Annotated in this window: 20 protein-coding genes; 14 read left to right on the forward strand and 6 right to left on the reverse strand. The window is 67.0% G+C overall.

What is annotated here, in order from left to right; translation table 11 throughout:
- Positions 1 to 8: 8 nt before the first annotated feature.
- From HMP09_RS00690 to HMP09_RS00720, 8 genes are all read left to right on the forward strand, one after another.
- Positions 9 to 2,060, forward strand: coding sequence for a M13 family metallopeptidase (locus HMP09_RS00690; protein ID WP_176498755.1), 2,052 nt, complete (start codon positions 9 to 11; stop codon positions 2,058 to 2,060).
- Between the two features lie 214 nt (positions 2,061 to 2,274).
- Positions 2,275 to 4,650 carry a hybrid sensor histidine kinase/response regulator gene (locus HMP09_RS00695; RefSeq protein ID WP_176498756.1) on the forward strand — a complete coding sequence of 792 codons (2,376 nt, stop codon included), beginning with the start codon at positions 2,275 to 2,277 and terminating at the stop codon, positions 4,648 to 4,650.
- A 49-nt stretch (positions 4,651 to 4,699) separates the two neighbouring features.
- Positions 4,700 to 5,050 carry a response regulator gene (locus tag HMP09_RS00700; RefSeq protein ID WP_176498757.1) on the forward strand — a complete coding sequence of 117 codons (351 nt, stop codon included), beginning with the start codon at positions 4,700 to 4,702 and terminating at the stop codon, positions 5,048 to 5,050.
- A 462-nt stretch (positions 5,051 to 5,512) separates the two neighbouring features.
- On the forward strand, positions 5,513 to 7,234 hold the full coding sequence (gene ilvD, locus HMP09_RS00705) for a dihydroxy-acid dehydratase (protein WP_176498758.1): 1,722 nt from the start codon (positions 5,513 to 5,515) through the stop codon (positions 7,232 to 7,234).
- Positions 7,235 to 7,253: 19 nt separating this feature from the next.
- Positions 7,254 to 7,622: a hypothetical protein gene (locus HMP09_RS00710; RefSeq protein ID WP_232090490.1), complete on the forward strand. Its 369-nt coding sequence runs from the start codon at positions 7,254 to 7,256 to the stop codon at positions 7,620 to 7,622.
- Positions 7,619 to 8,188 (forward strand): NAD(P)H-hydrate epimerase, encoded by a 570-nt coding sequence (locus tag HMP09_RS18290; RefSeq protein ID WP_332103256.1) that lies wholly within the window; start codon positions 7,619 to 7,621, stop codon positions 8,186 to 8,188. Before HMP09_RS00710 ends, HMP09_RS18290 begins: the two co-directional genes overlap by 4 nt.
- Before the next feature lie 83 nt (positions 8,189 to 8,271).
- The gene (locus HMP09_RS18295) at positions 8,272 to 9,114 is read left to right on the forward strand and encodes an NAD(P)H-hydrate dehydratase (protein WP_232090492.1); all 843 of its coding nucleotides are present in this window, start codon (positions 8,272 to 8,274) and stop codon (positions 9,112 to 9,114) included.
- A complete protein-coding gene (locus HMP09_RS00720) occupies positions 9,111 to 10,328 on the forward strand; it encodes a class I SAM-dependent RNA methyltransferase (RefSeq protein WP_176498759.1) in 1,218 nt (405 codons plus the stop codon). The genes HMP09_RS18295 and HMP09_RS00720 overlap by 4 nt, the downstream gene beginning before the upstream one ends.
- A 55-nt stretch (positions 10,329 to 10,383) precedes the next feature.
- Here HMP09_RS00720 and truA read toward each other — a convergent pair whose 3' ends face one another.
- Together truA and fmt are read right to left on the reverse strand one after the other, a co-directional pair.
- Positions 10,384 to 11,142, reverse strand: coding sequence for a tRNA pseudouridine(38-40) synthase TruA (truA, locus tag HMP09_RS00725; protein ID WP_176498760.1), 759 nt, complete (start codon positions 11,140 to 11,142; stop codon positions 10,384 to 10,386).
- Positions 11,139 to 12,065, reverse strand: a complete 927-nt coding sequence (gene fmt / locus HMP09_RS00730; protein WP_176498761.1) for a methionyl-tRNA formyltransferase — start codon at positions 12,063 to 12,065, stop codon at positions 11,139 to 11,141. Before fmt ends, truA begins: the two co-directional genes overlap by 4 nt.
- A gap of 53 nt (positions 12,066 to 12,118) precedes the next feature.
- Between fmt and recR the strand changes: the two genes are divergently transcribed.
- From recR to rmuC, 3 genes are all read left to right on the forward strand, one after another.
- Positions 12,119 to 12,715, forward strand: a complete 597-nt coding sequence (recR, locus tag HMP09_RS00735) for a recombination mediator RecR (RefSeq protein WP_176498762.1) — start codon at positions 12,119 to 12,121, stop codon at positions 12,713 to 12,715.
- A gap of 58 nt (positions 12,716 to 12,773) precedes the next feature.
- A complete protein-coding gene (gene def / locus HMP09_RS00740) occupies positions 12,774 to 13,298 on the forward strand; it encodes a peptide deformylase (RefSeq protein ID WP_176498763.1) in 525 nt (174 codons plus the stop codon).
- A gap of 544 nt (positions 13,299 to 13,842) precedes the next feature.
- Positions 13,843 to 15,285, forward strand: a complete 1,443-nt coding sequence (rmuC, locus tag HMP09_RS00745) for a DNA recombination protein RmuC (RefSeq protein ID WP_176498764.1) — start codon at positions 13,843 to 13,845, stop codon at positions 15,283 to 15,285.
- Positions 15,286 to 15,630: 345 nt separating this feature from the next.
- On the opposite strand, the gene rplI is transcribed toward rmuC, so the two are convergent.
- The 4 genes from rplI to HMP09_RS00765 all read right to left on the reverse strand — a co-directional run bounded on the left by rplI (position 15,631) and on the right by HMP09_RS00765 (position 17,607).
- Complete coding sequence (gene rplI, locus HMP09_RS00750; RefSeq protein ID WP_176498765.1) at positions 15,631 to 16,230, reverse strand: 50S ribosomal protein L9; 600 nt, start codon at positions 16,228 to 16,230, stop codon at positions 15,631 to 15,633.
- 11 nt (positions 16,231 to 16,241) lie between these two features.
- On the reverse strand, positions 16,242 to 16,466 hold the full coding sequence (gene rpsR, locus HMP09_RS00755; RefSeq protein ID WP_031393978.1) for a 30S ribosomal protein S18: 225 nt from the start codon (positions 16,464 to 16,466) through the stop codon (positions 16,242 to 16,244).
- 2 nt (positions 16,467 to 16,468) lie between these two features.
- Positions 16,469 to 16,903, reverse strand: a complete 435-nt coding sequence (gene rpsF, locus HMP09_RS00760) for a 30S ribosomal protein S6 (protein ID WP_055879421.1) — start codon at positions 16,901 to 16,903, stop codon at positions 16,469 to 16,471.
- 347 nt (positions 16,904 to 17,250) lie between these two features.
- Positions 17,251 to 17,607, reverse strand: coding sequence for an RcnB family protein (locus tag HMP09_RS00765; protein ID WP_176498766.1), 357 nt, complete (start codon positions 17,605 to 17,607; stop codon positions 17,251 to 17,253).
- Between the two features lie 195 nt (positions 17,608 to 17,802).
- Between HMP09_RS00765 and fabD the strand changes: the two genes are divergently transcribed.
- The 3 genes from fabD to fabG are packed head-to-tail and all read left to right on the forward strand — an operon-like array spanning position 17,803 to position 19,957.
- The gene (gene fabD / locus HMP09_RS00770; protein WP_176498767.1) at positions 17,803 to 18,762 is read left to right on the forward strand and encodes an ACP S-malonyltransferase; all 960 of its coding nucleotides are present in this window, start codon (positions 17,803 to 17,805) and stop codon (positions 18,760 to 18,762) included.
- Between the two features lie 27 nt (positions 18,763 to 18,789).
- On the forward strand, positions 18,790 to 19,218 hold the full coding sequence (locus HMP09_RS00775; protein ID WP_176498768.1) for a GxxExxY protein: 429 nt from the start codon (positions 18,790 to 18,792) through the stop codon (positions 19,216 to 19,218).
- A gap of 1 nt (position 19,219) precedes the next feature.
- Positions 19,220 to 19,957, forward strand: a complete 738-nt coding sequence (gene fabG / locus HMP09_RS00780) for a 3-oxoacyl-[acyl-carrier-protein] reductase (protein ID WP_176498769.1) — start codon at positions 19,220 to 19,222, stop codon at positions 19,955 to 19,957.
- Position 19,958 lies beyond the last annotated feature (1 nt).

Raw genomic sequence — 19,958 nt, forward strand, 5'->3', positions numbered from 1 at the left:
AGAACCCCATGAAGTCCTTCCTCGTCGCCGGCCTGCTCGCCGCCACCGCCATCACCGGCGTCACCGCCGCCATCTCGCAAACCACCGAGTCCGCGCCGCCCGCCGCCGCTCCAGCCTCGACCGGCGCGCAGTACGGTACGTTCGGCTTCGACGAGAAGGGCATGGACAAGACCGTCCAGCCCGGCGACGACTTCTACACCTTCGCCAACGGCAACTGGTCGAAGGCCAACCCGATCCCCGCCGACAAGTCGAACTACGGCTCGTTCAACCTGCTGTCCGACCTGTCCGAGACGCGCACCCGCGGCATCCTAGACACCGCCGCAAAGGACAAGACCTCGAAGATCGGCCGCGCCTACGCGACCTTCCTCGATACCGGCACGATCGAGGCCAAGGGGCTCGCCCCGATCCGTCCCTGGCTCGGCAAGATCGCCGCGCTGAAGGACCGCGCCGGCTATCCGGCGCTGCTCGCCGAAGCCGACCGCGCCGGGATCGGCGGCCCGTTTGGCGGCGGCGTCGGCCAGGACGACAAGCTGCCTGAGCAATATGCGCTCTCGCTCGGCCAGTCGGGCGTAGGCCTGCCCGACCGCGATTATTATCTCAGCACCGACGCCAAGCTGGTCGAGGCGCGCAATGCCTACCGCGCGCACATCGCCAAGATGCTGACGCTCGCGGGCGAACCCAATGCCGAGGCGCGCGCCACCGCGCTGCTGGCGTTCGAGACCGAGATCGCCAAGGTCAGCTGGACTCGCGTCGACAGCCGCGATGCCACCAAGACCTACAACAAGATGACCGTCACCGATCTCGCCAAGCGCGCGCCCGGCTTCGATTTCGCCGCCTATTTCAAGGCGATCGGCACGCCGGTCCCGACCGTTATCGTCGCACAGCCCTCGGCGATCACCGGCATCGCCAAGCTCGTTGCGACCGCGCCGCTCGGCGTGCTCAAGGACCAGCTGATGCTCCGCTCGCTCGACGGCTATGCGGACGTCCTGCCCAAGGCGTTCGATGCCGAGCAGTTCGCGTTCTACGGCACCGTCCTCGGCGGCACGCCCGAGCAGGAGGCCCGCTGGAAGCGTGGCGTGCAGTTCACGAGCGGCGCGCTCGATGACGAGGTCAGCAAGCTCTACGTCGCGCAGTATTTCCCGCCCGAAACCAAGGCCGCGGCGGATACTTTGGTCAAGAACGTCCTCGCCGCGATGGGCCGCCGGATCGACAAGCTCGAATGGATGGCGCCCGAGACGAAGGTGAAGGCGCACGCCAAGCTCGCCGCGTTCACGCCCAAGATCGGCTATCCCAGCCAGTGGAAGGATTTCTCCGCGCTGACGATCACTTCCGGCGATGCGTTCGGCAACGAATGGCGCGCCAACGAATGGCAGCACCAGGACAATATTTCGAAGCTCGGCAAGCCGCTGCAGCGCTGGGAATGGGGCATGACGCCGATGACGGTGAACGCTTATGCCAATTTCGGCATGGTCGAGATCGTCTTTCCCGCAGCCATCCTGCAGCCACCCTTCTTCGATCCGAAGGCCGACGATGCGGTCAATTACGGCGGCATCGGCGCGGTGATCGGCCATGAGCTGAGCCATCATTTCGACGACCAGGGCTCGAAATACGACGCCAAGGGTCAGCTCACCGACTGGTGGACGCCCAAGGACATCGCCGGCTTCCAGGCGCTCACCGGCAAGCTCGGCGCACAATATGACGCGTACGAACCGCTGCCGGGCATGCACGTGAAGGGCCAGCTGACGATGGGCGAGAACATCGCCGATCTCGCCGGGCTCACGGTCGCGTACGACGCCTACCACACCGCGCTCGGCGGCAAGGCGGCGCCGGTGCTCGACGGCTTCACCGGCGACCAGCGCTTCTATCTCGGCTGGGCGCAGGTCTGGCGCCGCAACTACCGCGAAGCCAACCTTCGCAACCGCTTGCTGACCGATCCGCACTCGCCATCGCAGCAGCGCAGCTGGGTCGTGCGCAACCTCGACCCCTGGTACGCGGCGTACAAGCCAACCGCCGGGCAGAAGCTGTATCTGACGCCGGAGCAGTGCGTCCGGATCTGGTAACCAGCGTACCGCCCGTCCCCGCCTCCTGATGGGGGCGGGGGCGTATGATACCCACCGCACTATCCGGGGGAACGCCCAACCCCAACCACTCCGTCCTGACTTTCGTCAGAACGACGGGAAGAGGGTAGGGCGCCCCCGCAGTCCGCGCGGTCGTCGTCCGAAAACGACCATCCCGCTTGACGCCTTACCCCGCAACAGCGGATGACCCCGCGCAATGGCATCGTTCGCTTTACCCACACCCGCCCGCAACGCGGCGCTCGTCGCCGCCGTCTCGGGCACCGCCGCCGCGGCGATCGTCCTCCTGCTGGTCGGCAGCTGGATCGCGGCCGCCGGTTTCTTCGCCGCGGCCGTCATCGTCATCGGCGCGCTGATCGCGTGGCGCCTGCTGAACCCCGTCGCCCAGACTGCGGCACGCCCGGTCGACTGGGACCTCACCCGCACCGTCGCCGAAGCAGGCACCGACGCGCTCGCGATTACCGACCGCGCCGGACGCCTGGTTTGCGCCAACGACGCGTATGAAGCGCTGTTCGAAGGCTTTCCGACGCCCCCCGGACTCCCGCTGGACGATACCGGCGCCGCAGCCCTTGCCGACGCCGGCCGATCCGCCTGGCGCGACGGTACCGCGCAGGTCGAACGCCTCAATGCGCGGGGCATCTGCCTGTCCGCGCAGATCGCGCGCGCTGGCGACGATGCCGACATGCTCGTCTGGCGCTTCGTCACTGCGCAGGAACACGACCTTGCCGAGACGCTCGCCGCGCTGCTCGCCGGCCCGACCGGCGACCGGCTCGGCGGCAGCGGCATCATGGCGGCCTTGCTCTCGCCCGACGGCCGCGTCCGCACTGCCAACCGCGTGCTCAGAGCGCGTGCGTGCGGCGATGAATACGACTCGATCGAAGGCCGCGATTTCGCCCGCTTCCTCATCACCGACAGCCGGGGCCTCGTCCGCTTCGAACGCGAGGGCCTTGAGGGCACGCCGCTCCGCGTCCTCCAGATTCCGTTCCTCGACGGCGATGACGCGCCCGTCCTGGTCGCGCTGCTCGACGAGGAGGAGAATGCCCCCGCGCTTGGCGCCAGTGCCTCCGCGCACGTCCGCAGCCTGGTCAGCATGATGCCGTTCGGTATGGCGCTCGTCGACCGCGACGGCCGCTTCCTCCAGATGAACGATTCGTTCTTGCGCGCCGCCGGCGTCAATGCGGTCGCGCCGCCGCTCTATCCGGGCGATCTCGTCGTCCGCGAGGACAAGGCCGCGGTCGCCGACGCGATCCGGAAATTCGCGAGCGGCGCGACGCATTCCGCCGACATGGCGGTCCGGCTCAAGGATCACCCCGACGAGCCGGTCGCGCTCACCATCGCCGGTGCGCGCGGCCTCGGCGACGCCGCCGTCCTGCTCAGCCTCAAGGACAATAGCGAGGAAAGTCGCCTCAAGCGCGAGGTCGCTCAGGCCACCAAGATGCAGGCGGTCGGCCAGCTCGCGGGCGGCGTCGCGCATGATTTCAACAACATCCTGACCGCGATCATCGGGCATTGCGACCTGATGCTGATGCGCCATTCGCCCGGCGACAGCGATTATGACGACATCCAGCAGGTCCGCACCAACTCGAACCGCGCCGCCAGCCTGACGCGCCAACTGCTCGCCTTCTCGCGCCAGCAGACGCTCCGCCCGCAAATCCTCCAGCTCCCCGACGTCGTCTCGGAAGTTTCGAACCTGCTCAAGCGCCTCATGGGCGAGAACGTCCGGCTGGACATGACACACGGCCGCAATCTCGGCCCGGTCCGTGCTGATCCGGGCCAGCTCGAACAGGTCGTCGTCAATCTCGCGGTCAACGCGCGCGACGCGATCGTCTCGGCGAACGCGCGCGGTGGCGGCGTGCTGACGATCACCACGCGCGCGGTGCCCGCGTCGGAGGTGCGCGAGATGGCGTCCGACATTCTGCCCGTCGCCGACTATACCGCGCTGATCGTCCAGGACACCGGCACCGGCATCCCACCCGACGTGCTGCCCAAGATCTTCGAGCCGTTCTTCACCACCAAGGAATTCGGCAAGGGCACCGGCCTTGGCCTCTCGACCGTCTACGGCATCGTCAAACAGTCCGGCGGCTACATCTTCGCCGACAGCAAGCCGGGGCAGGGCGCGACCTTCTCGATGTACCTGCCGGTCCATTCGGCGCCCGCCGCCACGCGTCCGATGGTCGTCAAGCCGACGCCCAAGCCCGTCGACCTGTGGGGCACGGGCACGATCCTGCTGGTCGAGGACGAGGACATGGTCCGCGCAGTCGCCGAGCGTGCGCTGGTGCGCCAAGGCTATACCGTGCTGACCGCGGAAAACGGCGAGATAGCACTGGAAGTACTGGAGAAACACGGTCGCCCCGACCTGCTCATCAGCGACGTCGTCATGCCGCAGATGGATGGCCCGACAATGGTCCGTCATGCGCGCGAGAAATTTCCCGACCTGCCGATCCTGTTCATGTCTGGCTATGCCGAGGAGCAGTTGCGCAAGTCGATCGACCTCGACAATGTCGCGTTTCTGCCCAAGCCCTTCTCGGTCCAGGAACTCGCCGAAGCGGCACGAGACGTGCTGGCCACGCGCTGACTCGAACAAGATGTTGGCAAGTCGTAACAATCCCGACTATGCGATCGGTATGACCGCTCCCCAACAGATCCTCATCGTCGAGGACGAACCGTTGATCGCCATGATGCTCGAGGATTTCCTCGAGGTGCTGGACAAGGGGGTGGCGGGTTCCGTCGACACCGTCGCCGATGCGTTGAAGCGGATCGAAGAGGGCGGCGTCGACGGCGCGATCCTCGACGTGAACCTGCGTGGCGGCGAAAAAAGCACCGCAGTCGCCGAGGCCTTGGCGGCAAAGGGCGTCCCGTTCGTCTTTGCCACCGGCGGCGGCGATGACGGTGTCGCCCCGGAGTTCCGCGACCGCCCGCGATTGCAGAAGCCCTTCACGATGGACGGCGTAGCAAAGGCATTGGCGGGACTCTGACTGTCGTCTCCCGCGGGGCGCAATTGCGGCCCCGCTGCGTAGCGATTGGATGGCCGGGGGCGGATCACAAGCACGTGCCGTCGACCTGACGAGAGTGGGGATCGCGTACCCAACCGGTCATCCTGACGGAAGTCGGGGTTCCAAACCCCTCCCGTCATCCTGACGAAAGACGGGGTCCCAAACCCACCCCGTCATCCTGACGAAAGTCAGGATCCAGGGTAACGAACGATGTGCTGCTTGGCTCTGGATCCTGACTTTCGTCAGGATGACGGACGAGGTGGCCGTCGCCAGCCCCGCTATCCGCGCAAGGACGAGGCCAATATTGACTTGCGCCAGTGACCGATGCGCGAACGCCGGGGTCTATGGATTGGCGCCTGCACGAGCGTGACAGGCAACACCACGCGCAAAAATCGACGCAACTCTCTTGCGCAAATACCCTCTGTCGCGACATAGGCGTTCGTCATGACCCGCACATTCGATAAATCGCGCCTGCCGAGCCGCCATGTCTCCGTCGGTCCCGAACGCGCCCCGCACCGCAGCTATTACTACGCGATGGGCCTCGACGAGGAGCAGATCGCGCGCCCGTTCGTCGCGCTCGCGTCCGCCGGCAATAACTCCGCGCCCTGCAACACCACGCTAGACGCGCAGGCCGATGCCGCGCAGGCAGGCGTCATCCAGGGCGGCGGGATGCCGCGCCGGTTCAACACGATCACCGTCACCGACGGGATCGCGATGGGCCACCAGGGCATGAAGGCCTCGCTGGTGAGCCGCGAAGTCATCGCCGATTCGGTCGAGCTCTCGGTCCGCGGCCATTGCTACGACGCGCTGGTCGGGTTCGCCGGTTGCGACAAATCCTTGCCCGGCATGATGATGGCGATGCTCCGCCTCAATATCCCGAGCGTGTTCGTCTATGGCGGCTCGATCCTGCCCGGCCGCTACCAGGAGCGCGACGTCACCGTCGTCGACGTCTTCGAGATCGTCGGCAAATACGCGGCGGGTGCGTGCCCGCTGTCCGAGGTCCACGCGCTCGAGAAGGTCGCGTGCCCCGGCCATGGCGCCTGCGGTGGCCAGTACACCGCCAACACGATGGCCTGCGTCGCCGAGGCGATCGGATTGTCGATCCCGAACAGCAACATGGTGCCGGCGCCTTACATCACGCGCGAACAGATTGCGGTCGCGGCGGGTGCGCAGGTCATGGAGTGCCTCGCCGACAATATCCGCCCGCGCGACATCTGCACGCGCGAGGCGTTCATCAACGCCGCGCGCGTCGTCGCCGCGACCGGCGGCTCGACCAACGCCGCACTGCATCTGCCTGCGATGGCGTCCGAAGCCGGCATCGAGTTCGACCTGTTCGACGTCGCCGAGATCTTCAAGACGACGCCGTATATCGCCGATCTCAAGCCCGGCGGTAAGTACGTCGCCAAGGACATGTACGAGGCCGGCGGCGTCTACATGCTGATGAAGACGATGCTGGCCGGCGGCTTCCTCGACGGCAGCTGCATGACCGTGACGGGCAAGACGCTGGGCGAGAACATCGACCAGGTGACGTGGAACCCCGACCAGAAGGTCATCTACGACATCAACACCCCGCTGACGCCTACTGGCGGCGTCGTGGGCCTGCGCGGCAGCCTCGCCCCCGACGGCGCGATCGTGAAGGTCGCCGGCATGCACCGCCTCCAGTTCAGTGGCCCCGCACGCGTGTTCGACTGCGAGGAGGACACCTTCGCCGCGGTCGAAAACCGCGAGATCAACGAAGGCGAAGTCATCGTCATCCGCTACGAAGGCCCCAAGGGCGGCCCCGGCATGCGCGAAATGCTGTCGACCACCGCCGCGCTCTACGGCCTCGGCATGGGCGAGAGCGTTGCGCTGATCACCGACGGCCGCTTCTCGGGTGGCACGCGCGGCTTCTGCATCGGCCATGTCGGCCCCGAAGCCGCCGATGGCGGCCCGATCGCGCTCGTCGAAAACGGCGACATCATCCATATCGATGCCGAGGCCGGCACGATCGACCTGGACGTTCCCGAGGACGTCATGGCAGCGCGCCGCGCGGCATGGGTCCCGCGTACCAACGATTACGGTTCGGGCGCACTGTGGCGCTATGCGAAGACCGTCGGCCCGGCCTACAAGGGCGCCGTCACGCACCCAGGAGCCGCAGCCGAAACCCATGTCTACGCGGATATCTAAACCGCTTCAGTGTCTTGGCGTGCTTCTCTCGCTCCCGCTCGCCGCGGGCGGGCGGGAGCAGCCGGCCGACACGACGGTCGCGGCGCAACGGCAAGCCACCTCCGCAGATGAAGCGCGCATCGCGTGCGCGCGCGGCGATGCGGCACTGGCCGCGACCTGCACGATCGAGCAGGCGCAGGGGCGCGATGGCCTGATCCTGACGATCCGCCATCCCGACGGCGCGTTCCGTCGCCTGCTCGTCACGCAGGACGGTCGCGGCGTGATCGCCGCCGACGGGGCGGAGGTCGCCAAGGTCACGGTCATGGGCGCGGACGGGATCGAGGTGGCGCTCGGCGGCGACCGCTACCGCCTCCCGGCCACGATCAAGGGCGCGGCGAAACCGTCATGATCCGGATCGAAGGCCAACCCATCCTGACCGCTGCCGAAATGCGCGCCGCCGAAGACGCGGTAATCGCGACCGGCGTCTCGGTGGACACGCTGATGGAGCGAGCCGGCACCGCAATCGCGCACGCCGTCCGCCGCCTGGCCGGATCGAACGACGTCCTGATCCTGTGCGGCCCCGGCAACAACGGCGGCGACGGCTATGTCGCCGCGCGCGTGCTGGCCGAGATGGGCGCAACGGTGCGCATCGCCGCGCTGTCCGAACCAAAGACGGATGCGGCCAAGGCGGCGAGGGCAGGGTGGTCGGGGCCGGTCGAAACGCTGGCCGACGCGCAGCCCGCCCCGATCCTCGTCGACGCGCTGTTCGGCACCGGGCTGACGCGGGCCCTCGGTGTGATCGAGACCACGAGCCAAGCTTCCAACCCTCGCCGTTCCCCGCGGACGCGGGGGCCCAGGATAGGCCGTCAGGCGCGCCGTTGGAACTTAGCTGGGCCCCCGCGTCCGCGGGGGAACGGTCCGTTGTTGAGAAGCTTCACACCCTCGTCACCGCCGCCCAGCTCAGCATCGCCGTAGACCTCCCCAGCGGCCTCGCCACCGACTTCGGTAAGGCCCTCAGCACGCCCCCCGTCTTCGACCTCACGCTAACCCTCGGTGCGGTGAAGCCCGCGCACCTCCTCCAACCCGCCGCCCGCTACTGCGGCAATATCCGCCTCCTAGACATCGGCGTCCCTACCATCAGCGACGCCGAAGTCCTGAAAGCCCCAATCCTCCCGACCCCCGGCCCGGACGCACACAAATACACGCGAGGCATGGTCGCGATCATCGCCGGGACCATGTCAGGCGCCGCCGACCTCGCCGCGCTCGCCGCGATGCGCGCCGGCGCCGGCTACGTGACCTTGCTCGGCGACAGCCAGGGCCCCCCGCACGCGCTGGTCCGCACGCCGTTCTCAACCCAAGCGCTCGCCAACGACCGGATCGGCGCGCTCGTCATCGGCCCAGGCCTCGGCCGCGACGACGCCGCCCGCACCCGCCTCGACGCCGCGCTCGCGGCCGGTCACCCGATGATCATCGACGGCGACGCGCTTCGCCTGATCGACCCCGACCGTATCAAGGCGCTGAAGGTCCCCGTCATCCTTACCCCGCACGCAGGCGAGTTCGACGCGCTCTTCGGCAAGTCGGACGCCGATAAGATCACCCGCGCCCGCGACGCCGCCGCCCGCGCGAACGCGGTCGTCGTCTTCAAGGGCGCGGACACCGTCATCGCCGCCCCCGACGGCCGAGTCCGCGTCGCACAGGCCGCCAGCGACTGGCTCTCCACCGCGGGGACCGGCGACGTCCTCGCCGGCGCGATCGGCGCGATTCTCGCCGCGGGCCTCGATCCTCTCGATGCCGCCGGCGCAGGCGTGTGGCTCCACGGTGACGCCGCCCGCCGATTGGGCGCAGCATTTATCGCCGACGACTTGGCGGACGCGCTGCGGTGCGCCAGAGCGGCCTTATGACTTCTGAACAGACGATCGACACCATCATTCGCATCGCGGCGCGCGGCGACGGGATCACCGCCGACGGCCGCCACGCCGCGCTGACCGCCCCCGGCGACACGCTCGCCGCCGACGGCACCGTCACGCACGGGGCCCACCACCAGACGCCGCCCTGCGTGCATTTCCCGACCTGCGGCGGCTGCCAGCTCCAGCATCTCGACGACCAGAGCTATGCCGAGTTCGTCACCGACCGCATCGCCTCCGCGCTCGACGGGCAGGACCTGGCCGCGCCCATCCGCACCCCGCACATCTCGCCCGTGCGCAGCCGCCGCCGCGCGACGCTTCACGCCGAGGGCAAGGGCGGCAAGATCACGCTCGGCTTCACCGCCGAAAAGGCGCACACGATCGTCGACATCAAGGAATGCTGGATCCTCGATCCGCGCCTGTTCGCGCTCGTCCAGCCGCTCCGCCAGCTGCTCCGGCGCCTGAACTTCCGTCGCCGCGCCGACATCCACCTGACGCTCGCCGATCAGGGCGCGGACATCCTGATCACCGGTTTCGCCCCCGAAGGGCTCGCGGCCGCCGAGGCACTCACCAAATTCTGCAAAGACCAGAAAATCGCGCGCGTCGCGTTCGATGACGGTCTCGGACCCGAGACGCGCTGGGAGCCCGACGCGGTCACGATCACGCTCGGCGGCGTTCCCGTCCCGCTGCCGCCCGCCTCGTTCCTGCAGGCCACGCCCGATGGCGAGGCCGCGCTGACCGCCGCCGTGATCGAAGCGATCGGCAAGGCCACCACCGTGGCCGACCTGTTCGCCGGGCTCGGTACCTTCACGCTGGCGATCCCCGCCAAGGTCTACGCCGCCGAAGGCGCACGCGACGCGCTCGCCTCGCTAAAGGCCGCCGCGCACAGCACGCAGCGCCCGGTCTATCCCGAGCACCGCGACCTCTATCGCCGCCCGCTGACCGTCGCCGAACTCGATCGCTTCGACGCGGTCGTGATCGACCCGCCCCGCTCCGGCGCGCGCGAGCAGGCGACCGCGCTGGCGGCGTGCAAGACACCGGTGATCGTCTACGTCTCGTGCAACCCGGCCACCTTCGCGCGCGATGCGAAGGAGCTGTGCGACGCGGGCTGGCGGATCGACTGGGTCCAGCCGGTCGGCCAGTTCCGCTGGTCCACGCATGTGGAACTCGCGGCGAAATTCACGCGCCCCGCGCCCCCATCGTCATCCTGACGAAAGTCAGGACCCAGAGCCACGAACGCTGCGCCGTGTAACCCTGGGTCCCGGATCAAGTCCGGGATGACGGGGGTGGATACACCGCACTCACGAAGAACAACCCGTCGGGCGGCGCATTCAGCCCCAGCATCGCCCGATCCTTCGCCGCCAGCGCCTTGGCCACATCGCCGACCGCCCAGCGCCCCATCCCGACCAACGCCAGGCACCCGACCATCGACCGCACCTGATGATGCAGGAACGACCGCGCCGCCGCGTAAATGAACAGACGCTCGCCCTTGCGAACCACCTCGAGCCGGTCGAGCGTCCGCACCGGGCTGTCCGCCTGGCAATGCGCCGACCGAAACGTCGTGAAATCATGCCGCCCGACGAGTGCCTGCGCCGCCGCCGCCATCGCGTCCGCATCAAGCGGCTGCGGCACCTGCCACGCCAGCCCCGCCTCGAAGGTCAGCGGCGATCGCCGGTTGATAATCCGATACTCGTACGACCGCCCCACACACGAAAACCGCGCATGCCAATCGTCATCGACGACCTCGCAGGCCAGCACCGACACCGGCGCCGGCTTCACCAGCGCATTCAGCCCCTCCATCAACCGGAACGCCGCGAGCGGCTTCTCGATATCGACATGCGCGCGCATCGCCATCCCGTGCACGCCCGCATCGGTCCGCCCCGCCGCCTGCACCGAGGCGGTCTCGCCGGTCATTTTCAGCACCGCCGCCTCGAGTGCTGCCTGAACGCTCGGCCCATGCTTCTGCCGCTGCCAGCCCATGAACGGCCGGCCATCGAATTCCACCGTCAACGCGAACCGCGTCAAAGCTGCGTCCCCGAGCGAACTGGAAACCCGCGCAGCAGCTCCTCGGTCGATGTGACGCCGCGCCCGGCCCGTTGCACCAAGGTCGGCCGGATCGCGCCGTCGCCGCAGCCGATCGTCAGCGCGTCGTCGACCGTCAGCCCCTCGCACCCCAGAAAGCTGAACGGCAACACGTCCGCCGCGAGCACCTTCACGCGCTCGCCAGCGACCTCGAACCACGCGCCGGGCGCAGGGTTCATCGCGCGCACCAGCCGCTCGACCTCGCTCGCCGACCGTTCGAAGTCGATCCGCGCCTCCGCCTTGTCGATCTTGGCGGCATAGGTGACGCCCTCCTCGGGCTGCGGCCGGGCAGGGTAGGTGTCGAGATCGCCCAGCACCTCGACCATCAACCGTGCTCCCATCGTCGACAGCTCGGCGGTGAGGTCGCCCGCCGTCTTCTCCGCAACGTCGGTCCGCCCCTCGAGCCGAACCGCCCCGGTATCCAGCCCCGCCTCCATCTGCATGATGCCAACGCCGGTTTCCGAATCGCCCGCGAGGATAGCCCGCTGCACCGGCGCCGCCCCGCGCCACCGCGGCAACAGCGAGCCGTGCACGTTCAGGCACGCGAACCGCGGCGCATTTAGCAGCGCGCGCGGCAGGATCAGGCCATACGCCGCGACGACCGCGACATCCGCCCCCAAGGCCGCAAACGCCTCCCGAGCCTCAACCCCCTCGGGCAGCGACGCCTTGAACGACACCGGCGTCCGGACTTCGATCCCCAGCGACTCCGCCCGAACCTGTACCGGCGACGGCACCAGCTCGCGCCCGCGCCGCCCGCCCGGTCGCGCCGGCTGGCAATACGCCGCAACGACGTCATGCCCCGCCGCGACGAGGGCCTCCAGCACCGGCACTGCGAAGTCCGGCGTTCCCATGAAGATGATCCGCATGCCGCCTCTCGAACACGCTGGCGGGGAACCGCGCAACCCCCTATCTGTTCCAGATGGCATCCCCCGAGATCGAGGCGCTGACGCAGGCGCTGGCCCGGCTCCCCGGCCTTGGCCCCCGGTCCGCACGCCGTGCCGTGCTGCATCTGCTCAAGAAGCGCGATGCGGCGCTGGGGCCGTTGCGCGAGGCGCTGACCGCGGTCGACGAGCGGCTGGAGAACTGCACCACCTGCGGCAACGTCGATACCACCAACCCCTGCGCGATCTGCGCCGACCTGCGCCGCGACCAGCGATCGCTGTGCGTGGTCGAGGAGGTTGCCGATCTCTGGGCGCTCGATCGCTCGCGGCTGTTCCCCGGCCGCTTCCATGTGCTGGGCGGCCGGCTGTCCGCGCTCGAAGGCATCCGCCCCGAGGATCTCAGCATCGACAGCCTCGTCCGCCGCATCGAAGTCGGCGGCATCGACGAAGTCGTCCTCGCGATGAACGCCACGCTGGAGGGCCAGACCACCGCGCACTACATCGCCGAGCGCATCGAACGCTTCCCGGTCCGCGTCACGCAGCTGGCACACGGCCTGCCGGTCGGCGGCGAACTCGACTATCTCGACGAAGGGACGCTGGCACAGGCGTTGCGCGCGCGCCGCCCGATGGCCTGATCGTCACGGCTTGCGCCAAGTGCTTGACGGCCCCCCGCGCGGAACCTAGCTGCGCGGTATGACCGTAATGACCGTTCTCGAAGTCCCCGATCCCCGCCTGCGCCTCGTCGCCGAGCCGGTGGAGACTGTCGATGATTCCACCCGCACGCTCGTCGCCGACATGATCGAGACGATGTATGACTTCAACGGCATCGGCCTGGCGGCGACTCAGGTCGGCGTGCAGAAGCGCGTCCTCGTCATCGACCTTCAGGAAGAGAAGGACGAGGAGGACAAGCCGATCAAGGCACCCAAGGCGTATATCAACGCCGAGATCCTGTCAGTCAGCGACGAGATGTCGACCTACAATGAGGGCTGCCTCTCGATCCCCGAGCAATATGCCGAGGTGGCACGCCCGGCGCGCTGCCGCGTGAAGTGGCTCGACGAAACCGGCGCGGCCCACGAGGAGGATTTCGACGGTCTGCTCTCGACCTGCATGCAGCACGAGATCGACCATCTCGACGGCGTGTTGTTCATCGACCACATCAGCCGCCTGAAGCGCGACATGGTGATGAAGAAGCTGGCGAAAATGCGCAAGCTGGGGTGAGGGGCCGGGGGCTATCGCTCCCCACCACACTCCGCCTTCCCGGCGAAGGCCGGGGCCCAGTTGGGGGACGCCGCTAACTGCGCGCAGTCGATCGTTACGATGACCTAGCCATCTGGACCCCGGCCTCCGCCGGGGTGGTGCGACACCACAACACACACCACCCCGGCGAAGGCCGGGGCCCAATTGGGAAACGCCGCTAACCGCGCGCAGCCCGTCATTACGACCACCTCACCAATTGGGCCCCGGCCTCCGCCGGGGTGGGAGTGGTTGCCCGGTGAGGCTGCCTGTGACGGCGCTCTCCTCCAGTTCCCCCGCGAAGGCGGGGGCCCAGGACCACGAACGCCACGGCCCGTAACCCTGGACTCCCGCCTGCGCGGGAGAACAATATTCCGATTGTCCTACATCAACCGTTCGACGTATGTTCCACCCATGACGTCTCCATCCCCCTCCCAAAACCGCTCGCTCAAGCGCGCCTCTCCCCCCAAGACCATGCTGCGCCAGCGTCTGCACTTTCTATACTTCACTCCAAAAACGGCGGTTTTCCGTGGCTGAGTTCGCCATCGTCGCCGTCCTCGCGCTCGCCGCCGGCCTGCTCCTCGGCTGGCTGCTAGCCTCGCGCAAAGCCCAGTCGCTCGCCGCCGACCTCGCGGTCGCCCAAACCAAAGCCGCCGACGCCGAGATCATCCGCACCGCGCGCGACGCCGTCGAACGCGAACGCAACGCGGCGATGCAGGACCTCGCCACCCTCCGCGCACAGAACGCCGAGCGGGCAGCAGATACCGACCGGCTGCGGTTAGACCTCGATACAATCCGCACTGATCGTGATGCCGCTCGGACGGAGAATGCAACTTTGAAGGCGCAAGGGGAGGCTTTTGAAGCACGCCTTCGGGAAACCAAGGACCTGATGGCCGCGCAGTTCGGCGACGTCGCCAACAAGTTGCTGAGCGACGCGCAGAAGACGTTCCTCGACCGCGCCGACGCGCGCTTCCGCCAGTCGGAGGAGTCCGCCGGACTGAACCTCAAGTCGATGCTGCAACCCGTCAGCGATCGCCTGCAACGCTACGAAGAGGGTGTCGCCAAGGTCGAGGCCGAGCGCCGCGACGCGTTCGGCGATCTCAAGGGCCAGATCGAACAGATGCGCCTCGGCCAGGAAAAGGTCTCCACCGAAGCTGCCAAGCTCGTCAATTCGCTCCGCAACGCCCCGAAATCCCGCGGCCGCTGGGGCGAGCAGCAGCTCAAGAACGTCCTCGAAACCTGCGGTCTCAGCGAACACACCGACTTCCAGACCGAAGTCTCCGTCGCGGTCGGCGACGACGGCGCGAGACTCCGCCCCGACGCGATCATCCGCGTCCCCGGCGGCCGCGCGCTGGTCATCGACGCGAAGGTGTCGCTCAACGCCTATCAAGACGCGTTCGGCGCAGTCGACGATGCCGAGCGACTGATCGGCCTCGCGGCGCACGCGGCCTCGATGCGCGCGCACGTCAACGGCCTCGGCAACAAGGCCTATTGGAGCCAGTTCGCCGACACCCCTGACTATGTCATCATGTTCGTCCCTGGTGAGCATTTCCTGTCCGCCGCGCTCGAACACGACCCGACGCTCTGGGATTTCGCGTTCGAAAAGAGGGTGTTGCTCGCGACTCCAACCAACCTGATCGCGATCGCCCGCACCGTCGCTGCGGTCTGGCGCCAGGAAAAGCTCGCCAACGAAGCGCGCAAGATCGGCGAACTCGGCAAGGAAATGCACGATCGCCTGGCGAAGGTGGCGGACGATCTGCGTAAGGTCGGCGTTGGCCTCAACAGCGCGGTGAAGAATTTCAACGGCTTCACCAACTCGTTCAACGGCCGCCTGATGGTAACCGGCCGCAAGTTCCGCGATCTCAACATCGAGACCGGTGCGCGCGACTTGGAAGACGTGTCCTCGGTCGACGCGCTGGCGCTAGGCGAGGGCCCCGCGCTGATCGAGAAGCCGGAGGACGCCACGACTTGATGTTCTCCCGCGAAGGCGGGAGCCTAGGACCAAGCAGCGCTGCGTTCTGTTACCCTGGACCCCCGCCTTCGCGGGGGAACAGGCTGAAAAACCGATCGGTATAAAAATCGTTCACCTCTCGGCAACCTTTCCCCGAACGGCGCATTAACCCGGCAACATCCTCAAAGAGTCGCCCGGTCATGAAGCACATACTCCCCATCGTCTGCGCCCTGATCCCGTTCGCGGCGTTGGTCGGCGCGTACGTAACCTGCCCCTGAACCCCGTCCCGAACACGCAAAGAAAAAGGGCCGCCCGGATCTCTCCAAGCGGCCCTTTTTCTTGTCCCGAGAAGGAAAGGCGAAGGGATTAACCCTGCGCCTCTTCCTCGTCGTCGCGCTGCGGCGCTTCGGCGGTCGCGCCGGGCTCTGCGTTCGGATCGTAATCCTCGACGAAGCCAGCCTCGTCGCGCTCGAACATCGACGACATAACGTCGACGCCCGAAGCCTGCATCTCGGCCTCTTCAGGCGAGCGTGCGACGTTGACCTTGACGGACACCGACACTTCGGGGTGGAGTGCAACCTTGACGGTGTACACGCCGATCGCCTTGATCGGCTTGTCGAGCACGATCGCCGACTTGCCGACCTTGTGACCGTCGGCCACCAGCGCATCGACCAGATCGCGAACCGCGACCGAACCGTAGAGCTGACCGGTGTTCGACGCCTGACGGATCAGGGTCACGGTCGCGTCGTTGAAGGTCTTCGCTTCGGTCTCAGCATCGCTGCGACGCGATGCATTGTCCGATTCGATCTTCGCACGGTTCGACTCGAAAACCTTGCGGTTCGCGTCGTTCGAGCGAAGGGCCTTCTTGTTGGGAAGCAGGAAGTTACGCGCGTAACCGTCCTTGACCTTCACCACGTCGCCGATAGCACCAAGCTTTTCGACGCGCTCAAGCAGAATGACGTCCATGTGGCCGCTCCTTACTTAACGATGTAGGGCAGCAAGCCCAGATGACGCGCACGCTTGATGGCCTGGGCCAGTTCGCGCTGCTTCTTCGCGGCAACAGACGTGATGCGCGAAGGGACGATCTTGCCACGCTCGGACACGAAGCCCTGCAGCAACCGGACGTCCTTATAGTCGATCCGGGGCGCGTCTTTGGCGGAGAACGGGCAGCTCTTGCGGCGGCGGAAGAATGGACGTGCCATGATTATTCAGCTCCCTCTTCGCGGTCACGACGGGGACCACGGTCCGGACGATCGCCGCGGTCAGGACGGCCTTCACGGCCACCTTCGCGGTCGCCACGACGCTCACGGTCGCGGTCCGACTTGCGCATCATCACGGTCGGGCCCTCTTCGAGGGTGTCGACCTTGACCGTCATGTAACGGATGATGTCTTCGTTGATCTGGGTCTGGCGCTCCAGCTCTGCGATCACGCTGCCCGGGGCATCGATCTCGAGCATGACGTAGTGCGCCTTGCGGTTCTTGGCGATCTTGTACGCCAGCGAACGCAAGCCCCAGTTCTCGGTCTTTACGACCCGACCTTCGTTGTCGTTCACGATCTTGGTGGCGATTTCCGCCAGAGCGTCCACCTGCGCTTGTGCCAGATCCTGGCGCGCAAGGAAAACGTGCTCGTAAAGAGCCATGTCTTGTCCTTCGTCTTGGCCGATCGCTGATACACGCCCCATGCGTGCACCCCTCCGGCTGTCGTCTAGAATGCAAACAGGGGCGAGAGACGCGAATCTCTCACCCCGGTTGCAGAGCGCCTTACTCCATTGTGCGGCAAAGGCAAGACAGTGTGGACGTTCTGTCCTGGCCCCGTCGCCTAGTCGCGTAACTCTGAACTCAATTCCGTCATCCTGACGAAAGTCAGGATCCAGAGCCAGGAATGCCCCGCACCGTAACCCTGGATCCTGACTTTCGTCAGGATGACGGGGCGGGGGATGGAGGGAAGGGGCGCCCTTACGACGCCCCTAGACCCACAGGTAATCGATTACCGGAACGCGCCGCCACGAACCTGCACCACGTTGCCGCGGGCGTTGATCAGGACCGCGTCGTTGCCCGAGCGGACCCACTGGCTGCCCCGCGGCGGTGCGGCGAGGCGGTAGTTCCGATACGTGGTGATGACGCGGTAGTTCTGCGCCTGGCGACGATCGAAGCGCTGGCCAGCGCGCCAGTTGCGAGCCTGCGGTGCGCGCACGACGGTCTTCTTGGTGACGACGGTGCGGCCGTTATTGTTCTGGCGCACGGTGGTCACTTCGCGACGCGCTTGCGCTTCTGCCGGAGCGGCGGCGAGCAGCGGGCTGGCGACGAGGGTGGCGGCAAGCGCGCTGAGGATGAACTTGTTCATTGTAATCTCCCGTTGAAACACGGCGCCGTTGCTGCGGCGTCCTCCATAATCTGGGGGCCGGTTGTCGCAGGCGCTTGTCGCAGAAGCGGCGAAATGGTCGCAGTTTGTCGCAAAGCCGGAAGCGTCGTTCAGGTTCGCGCGGTTGCAACTCGCCGCGCACCTTTCTAGGCCGCGGCCATCTTAAAAGGAGAGCACATGCGCGCGTTCATCTTCCCCGGCCAGGGGAGCCAGTCTGTCGGCATGGGCAAGGCACTTGCCGACGCCAGCGCCACCGCCCGCGAGGTCTTCGCCGAAGTCGACGAGGCGCTCGGCCAGCATCTGTTCCGCCTGATGAGCGAAGGTCCGGCGGACGATCTGCTCCTCACCGAGAACGCACAGCCCGCGATCATGGCGAACGCGATCGCCACCTTGCGCGTCGCCGAGAAGGAGGGCGGCATCCGCCTTGCCGACAAGGCCGATTATGTCGCGGGGCACAGCCTCGGCGAATATACCGCCTTGTGTGCAGCGGGCGCGCTCGACCTACCGACCACCGCGCGTCTGCTCAAGCTGCGCGGCCGTGCGATGCAGGCGGCGGTCCCGGTCGGCGAGGGCGCGATGGCGGCATTGCTCGGCGCGGACCTGGAAAAGGCGCAGCTGATCGCGGGCGCTGCGGTCGATTCGATCCTCGCCGAGGGCGGGCCCGAACTGATCTGCACCGTCGCCAACGACAATGATCCTTCGCAGGTCGTGATCTCCGGCCACCGCCTTGCGATCGAAAAGGCGATCACGCTGGCCAAGGACCTCGGCGCCAAGCGCGCGGTGCTGCTCCCCGTGTCGGCCCCGTTCCATTGCCCGCTGATGCAACCCGCCGCCGACGCGATGGAAGCCGTGCTCCTCGACGCCGACCTGCGTGCGCCGCTGATCCCCGTCTTCGCCAATGTCGACGCGGTCGCCGTCGCCGATCCCGGTGCGATCCGGCATTTGCTGGTCCAGCAGGTCACCGGCATGGTCCGCTGGCGCGAATCGGTCCTGGCGATGCACGCGGCCGGCGTCGGCCACTTCTTCGAATTCGGCGGCAAGGTGCTAGGCCCGATGGTCAAGCGCATCGCCCCTGACGCCGAAACGACGAGCGTCATCACGATGGACGACATCGAGGAATTGGTGAAGAAGATGTGATTCACGCGAAGGCGCAAAGGCGCGAAGATGATGGATCTCGAGGCTGCCGCTTCCGACGTCATTGATGTGTCGCTGCGCGTTCATCGCGAGCTTGGGCCTGGTCTGCTCGAGAGCGTTTACGAGACCGTTCTGGCCGCCAAGCTCGCCGGTCTGGGGTATCAGGTCGAGCGGCAGCGGTCTGTTTCGATCGATTTCGAAGGGCTGCATTTCGATGCGGCATTTCGGATCGATCTCGTCATCGGCAATCGGTTGCTCGTCGAAATCAAATCCGTCGAGTGGCTCAACGCCGCTCATGCAAAGCAATTGCTGACCTATTTGCGACTTACCAAACAGCCCCTCGGGCTGCTGATCAACTTCGGAGGCGAAACGCTGAAGGAAGGGCTCCGCCGGATCGTCAACGGCTACACCCCCTTCGCGCCATCGCGCCTTCGCGTGAACCAATCTACTGGAGACTAGAATGTTCGACCTCACAGGCATGACCGCGCTCGTCACCGGCGCATCCGGCGGGATCGGGTCCGAGATCGCCAAAGCCCTGGCCGCGCAAGGCGCGCGCCTCGCCGTGTCCGGGTCCAATGCCGACAAGCTCGAAGCCTTCCGCGCCAGCCTCGGCGGCGATCACGTCGCGCTGCCGTGCAACCTGTCCGACGGCGCCGCGGTCGATGCGCTCGTGCCGCAGGCGGTCGAGGCGCTCGGGAAAATCGATATCCTCGTCAACAACGCCGGCGTCACGCGCGACAACCTCGCGATGCGGATGAAGGACGACGAGTGGGACAGCGTCATCCGCGTCAATCTCGAAGCCGCGTTCCGCCTCATGCGCGCCGCCGCCAAGCCGATGATGAAGGCGCGCTTCGGCCGCATGATCTCGGTCACGTCGATCGTCGGCGTTACCGGCAATCCGGGGCAGGCGAACTATGCCGCGTCGAAGGCGGGGCTGATCGGCATGTCGAAATCGATGGCGCAGGAACTCGCCAGCCGCGGCATCACGGTCAATTGCGTCGCGCCCGGTTTCATCACTTCGCCGATGACCGACGCTCTGCCTGACGCACAGAAGACGGCGCTGACGACCAAGATTCCGGCCGGTCGCCTCGGCGAAGGCGCAGACATCGGCGCCGCCGTGGTGTATCTCGCAAGCCGTGAAGCCGGCTACGTCACGGGACAAACCGTGCATGTGAACGGCGGGATGGCGATGATCTGAA

Origin of the sequence: Sphingomonas sp. HMP9, from assembly GCF_013374115.1 — a bacterium.
Lineage (GTDB): Bacteria > Pseudomonadota > Alphaproteobacteria > Sphingomonadales > Sphingomonadaceae > Sphingomonas.

Coding starts and splice junctions, on each gene's coding strand:
- HMP09_RS00690 (WP_176498755.1), top strand. CDS start 9: ATGAAGTCCTTCCTCGTCGCCGGCCTGCTCGCCGCCACCGCCATCACC.
- HMP09_RS00695 (WP_176498756.1), top strand. CDS start 2,275: ATGGCATCGTTCGCTTTACCCACACCCGCCCGCAACGCGGCGCTCGTC.
- HMP09_RS00700 (WP_176498757.1), top strand. CDS start 4,700: ATGACCGCTCCCCAACAGATCCTCATCGTCGAGGACGAACCGTTGATC.
- ilvD (WP_176498758.1), top strand. CDS start 5,513: ATGACCCGCACATTCGATAAATCGCGCCTGCCGAGCCGCCATGTCTCC.
- HMP09_RS18290 (WP_332103256.1), top strand. CDS start 7,619: ATGATCCGGATCGAAGGCCAACCCATCCTGACCGCTGCCGAAATGCGC.
- HMP09_RS00720 (WP_176498759.1), top strand. CDS start 9,111: ATGACTTCTGAACAGACGATCGACACCATCATTCGCATCGCGGCGCGC.
- fmt (WP_176498761.1), bottom strand. CDS start 12,065: ATGCGGATCATCTTCATGGGAACGCCGGACTTCGCAGTGCCGGTGCTG.
- recR (WP_176498762.1), top strand. CDS start 12,119: ATGGCATCCCCCGAGATCGAGGCGCTGACGCAGGCGCTGGCCCGGCTC.
- def (WP_176498763.1), top strand. CDS start 12,774: ATGACCGTAATGACCGTTCTCGAAGTCCCCGATCCCCGCCTGCGCCTC.
- rplI (WP_176498765.1), bottom strand. CDS start 16,230: ATGGACGTCATTCTGCTTGAGCGCGTCGAAAAGCTTGGTGCTATCGGC.
- rpsR (WP_031393978.1), bottom strand. CDS start 16,466: ATGGCACGTCCATTCTTCCGCCGCCGCAAGAGCTGCCCGTTCTCCGCC.
- rpsF (WP_055879421.1), bottom strand. CDS start 16,903: ATGGCTCTTTACGAGCACGTTTTCCTTGCGCGCCAGGATCTGGCACAA.
- HMP09_RS00765 (WP_176498766.1), bottom strand. CDS start 17,607: ATGAACAAGTTCATCCTCAGCGCGCTTGCCGCCACCCTCGTCGCCAGC.
- fabD (WP_176498767.1), top strand. CDS start 17,803: ATGCGCGCGTTCATCTTCCCCGGCCAGGGGAGCCAGTCTGTCGGCATG.
- HMP09_RS00775 (WP_176498768.1), top strand. CDS start 18,790: ATGATGGATCTCGAGGCTGCCGCTTCCGACGTCATTGATGTGTCGCTG.
- fabG (WP_176498769.1), top strand. CDS start 19,220: ATGTTCGACCTCACAGGCATGACCGCGCTCGTCACCGGCGCATCCGGC.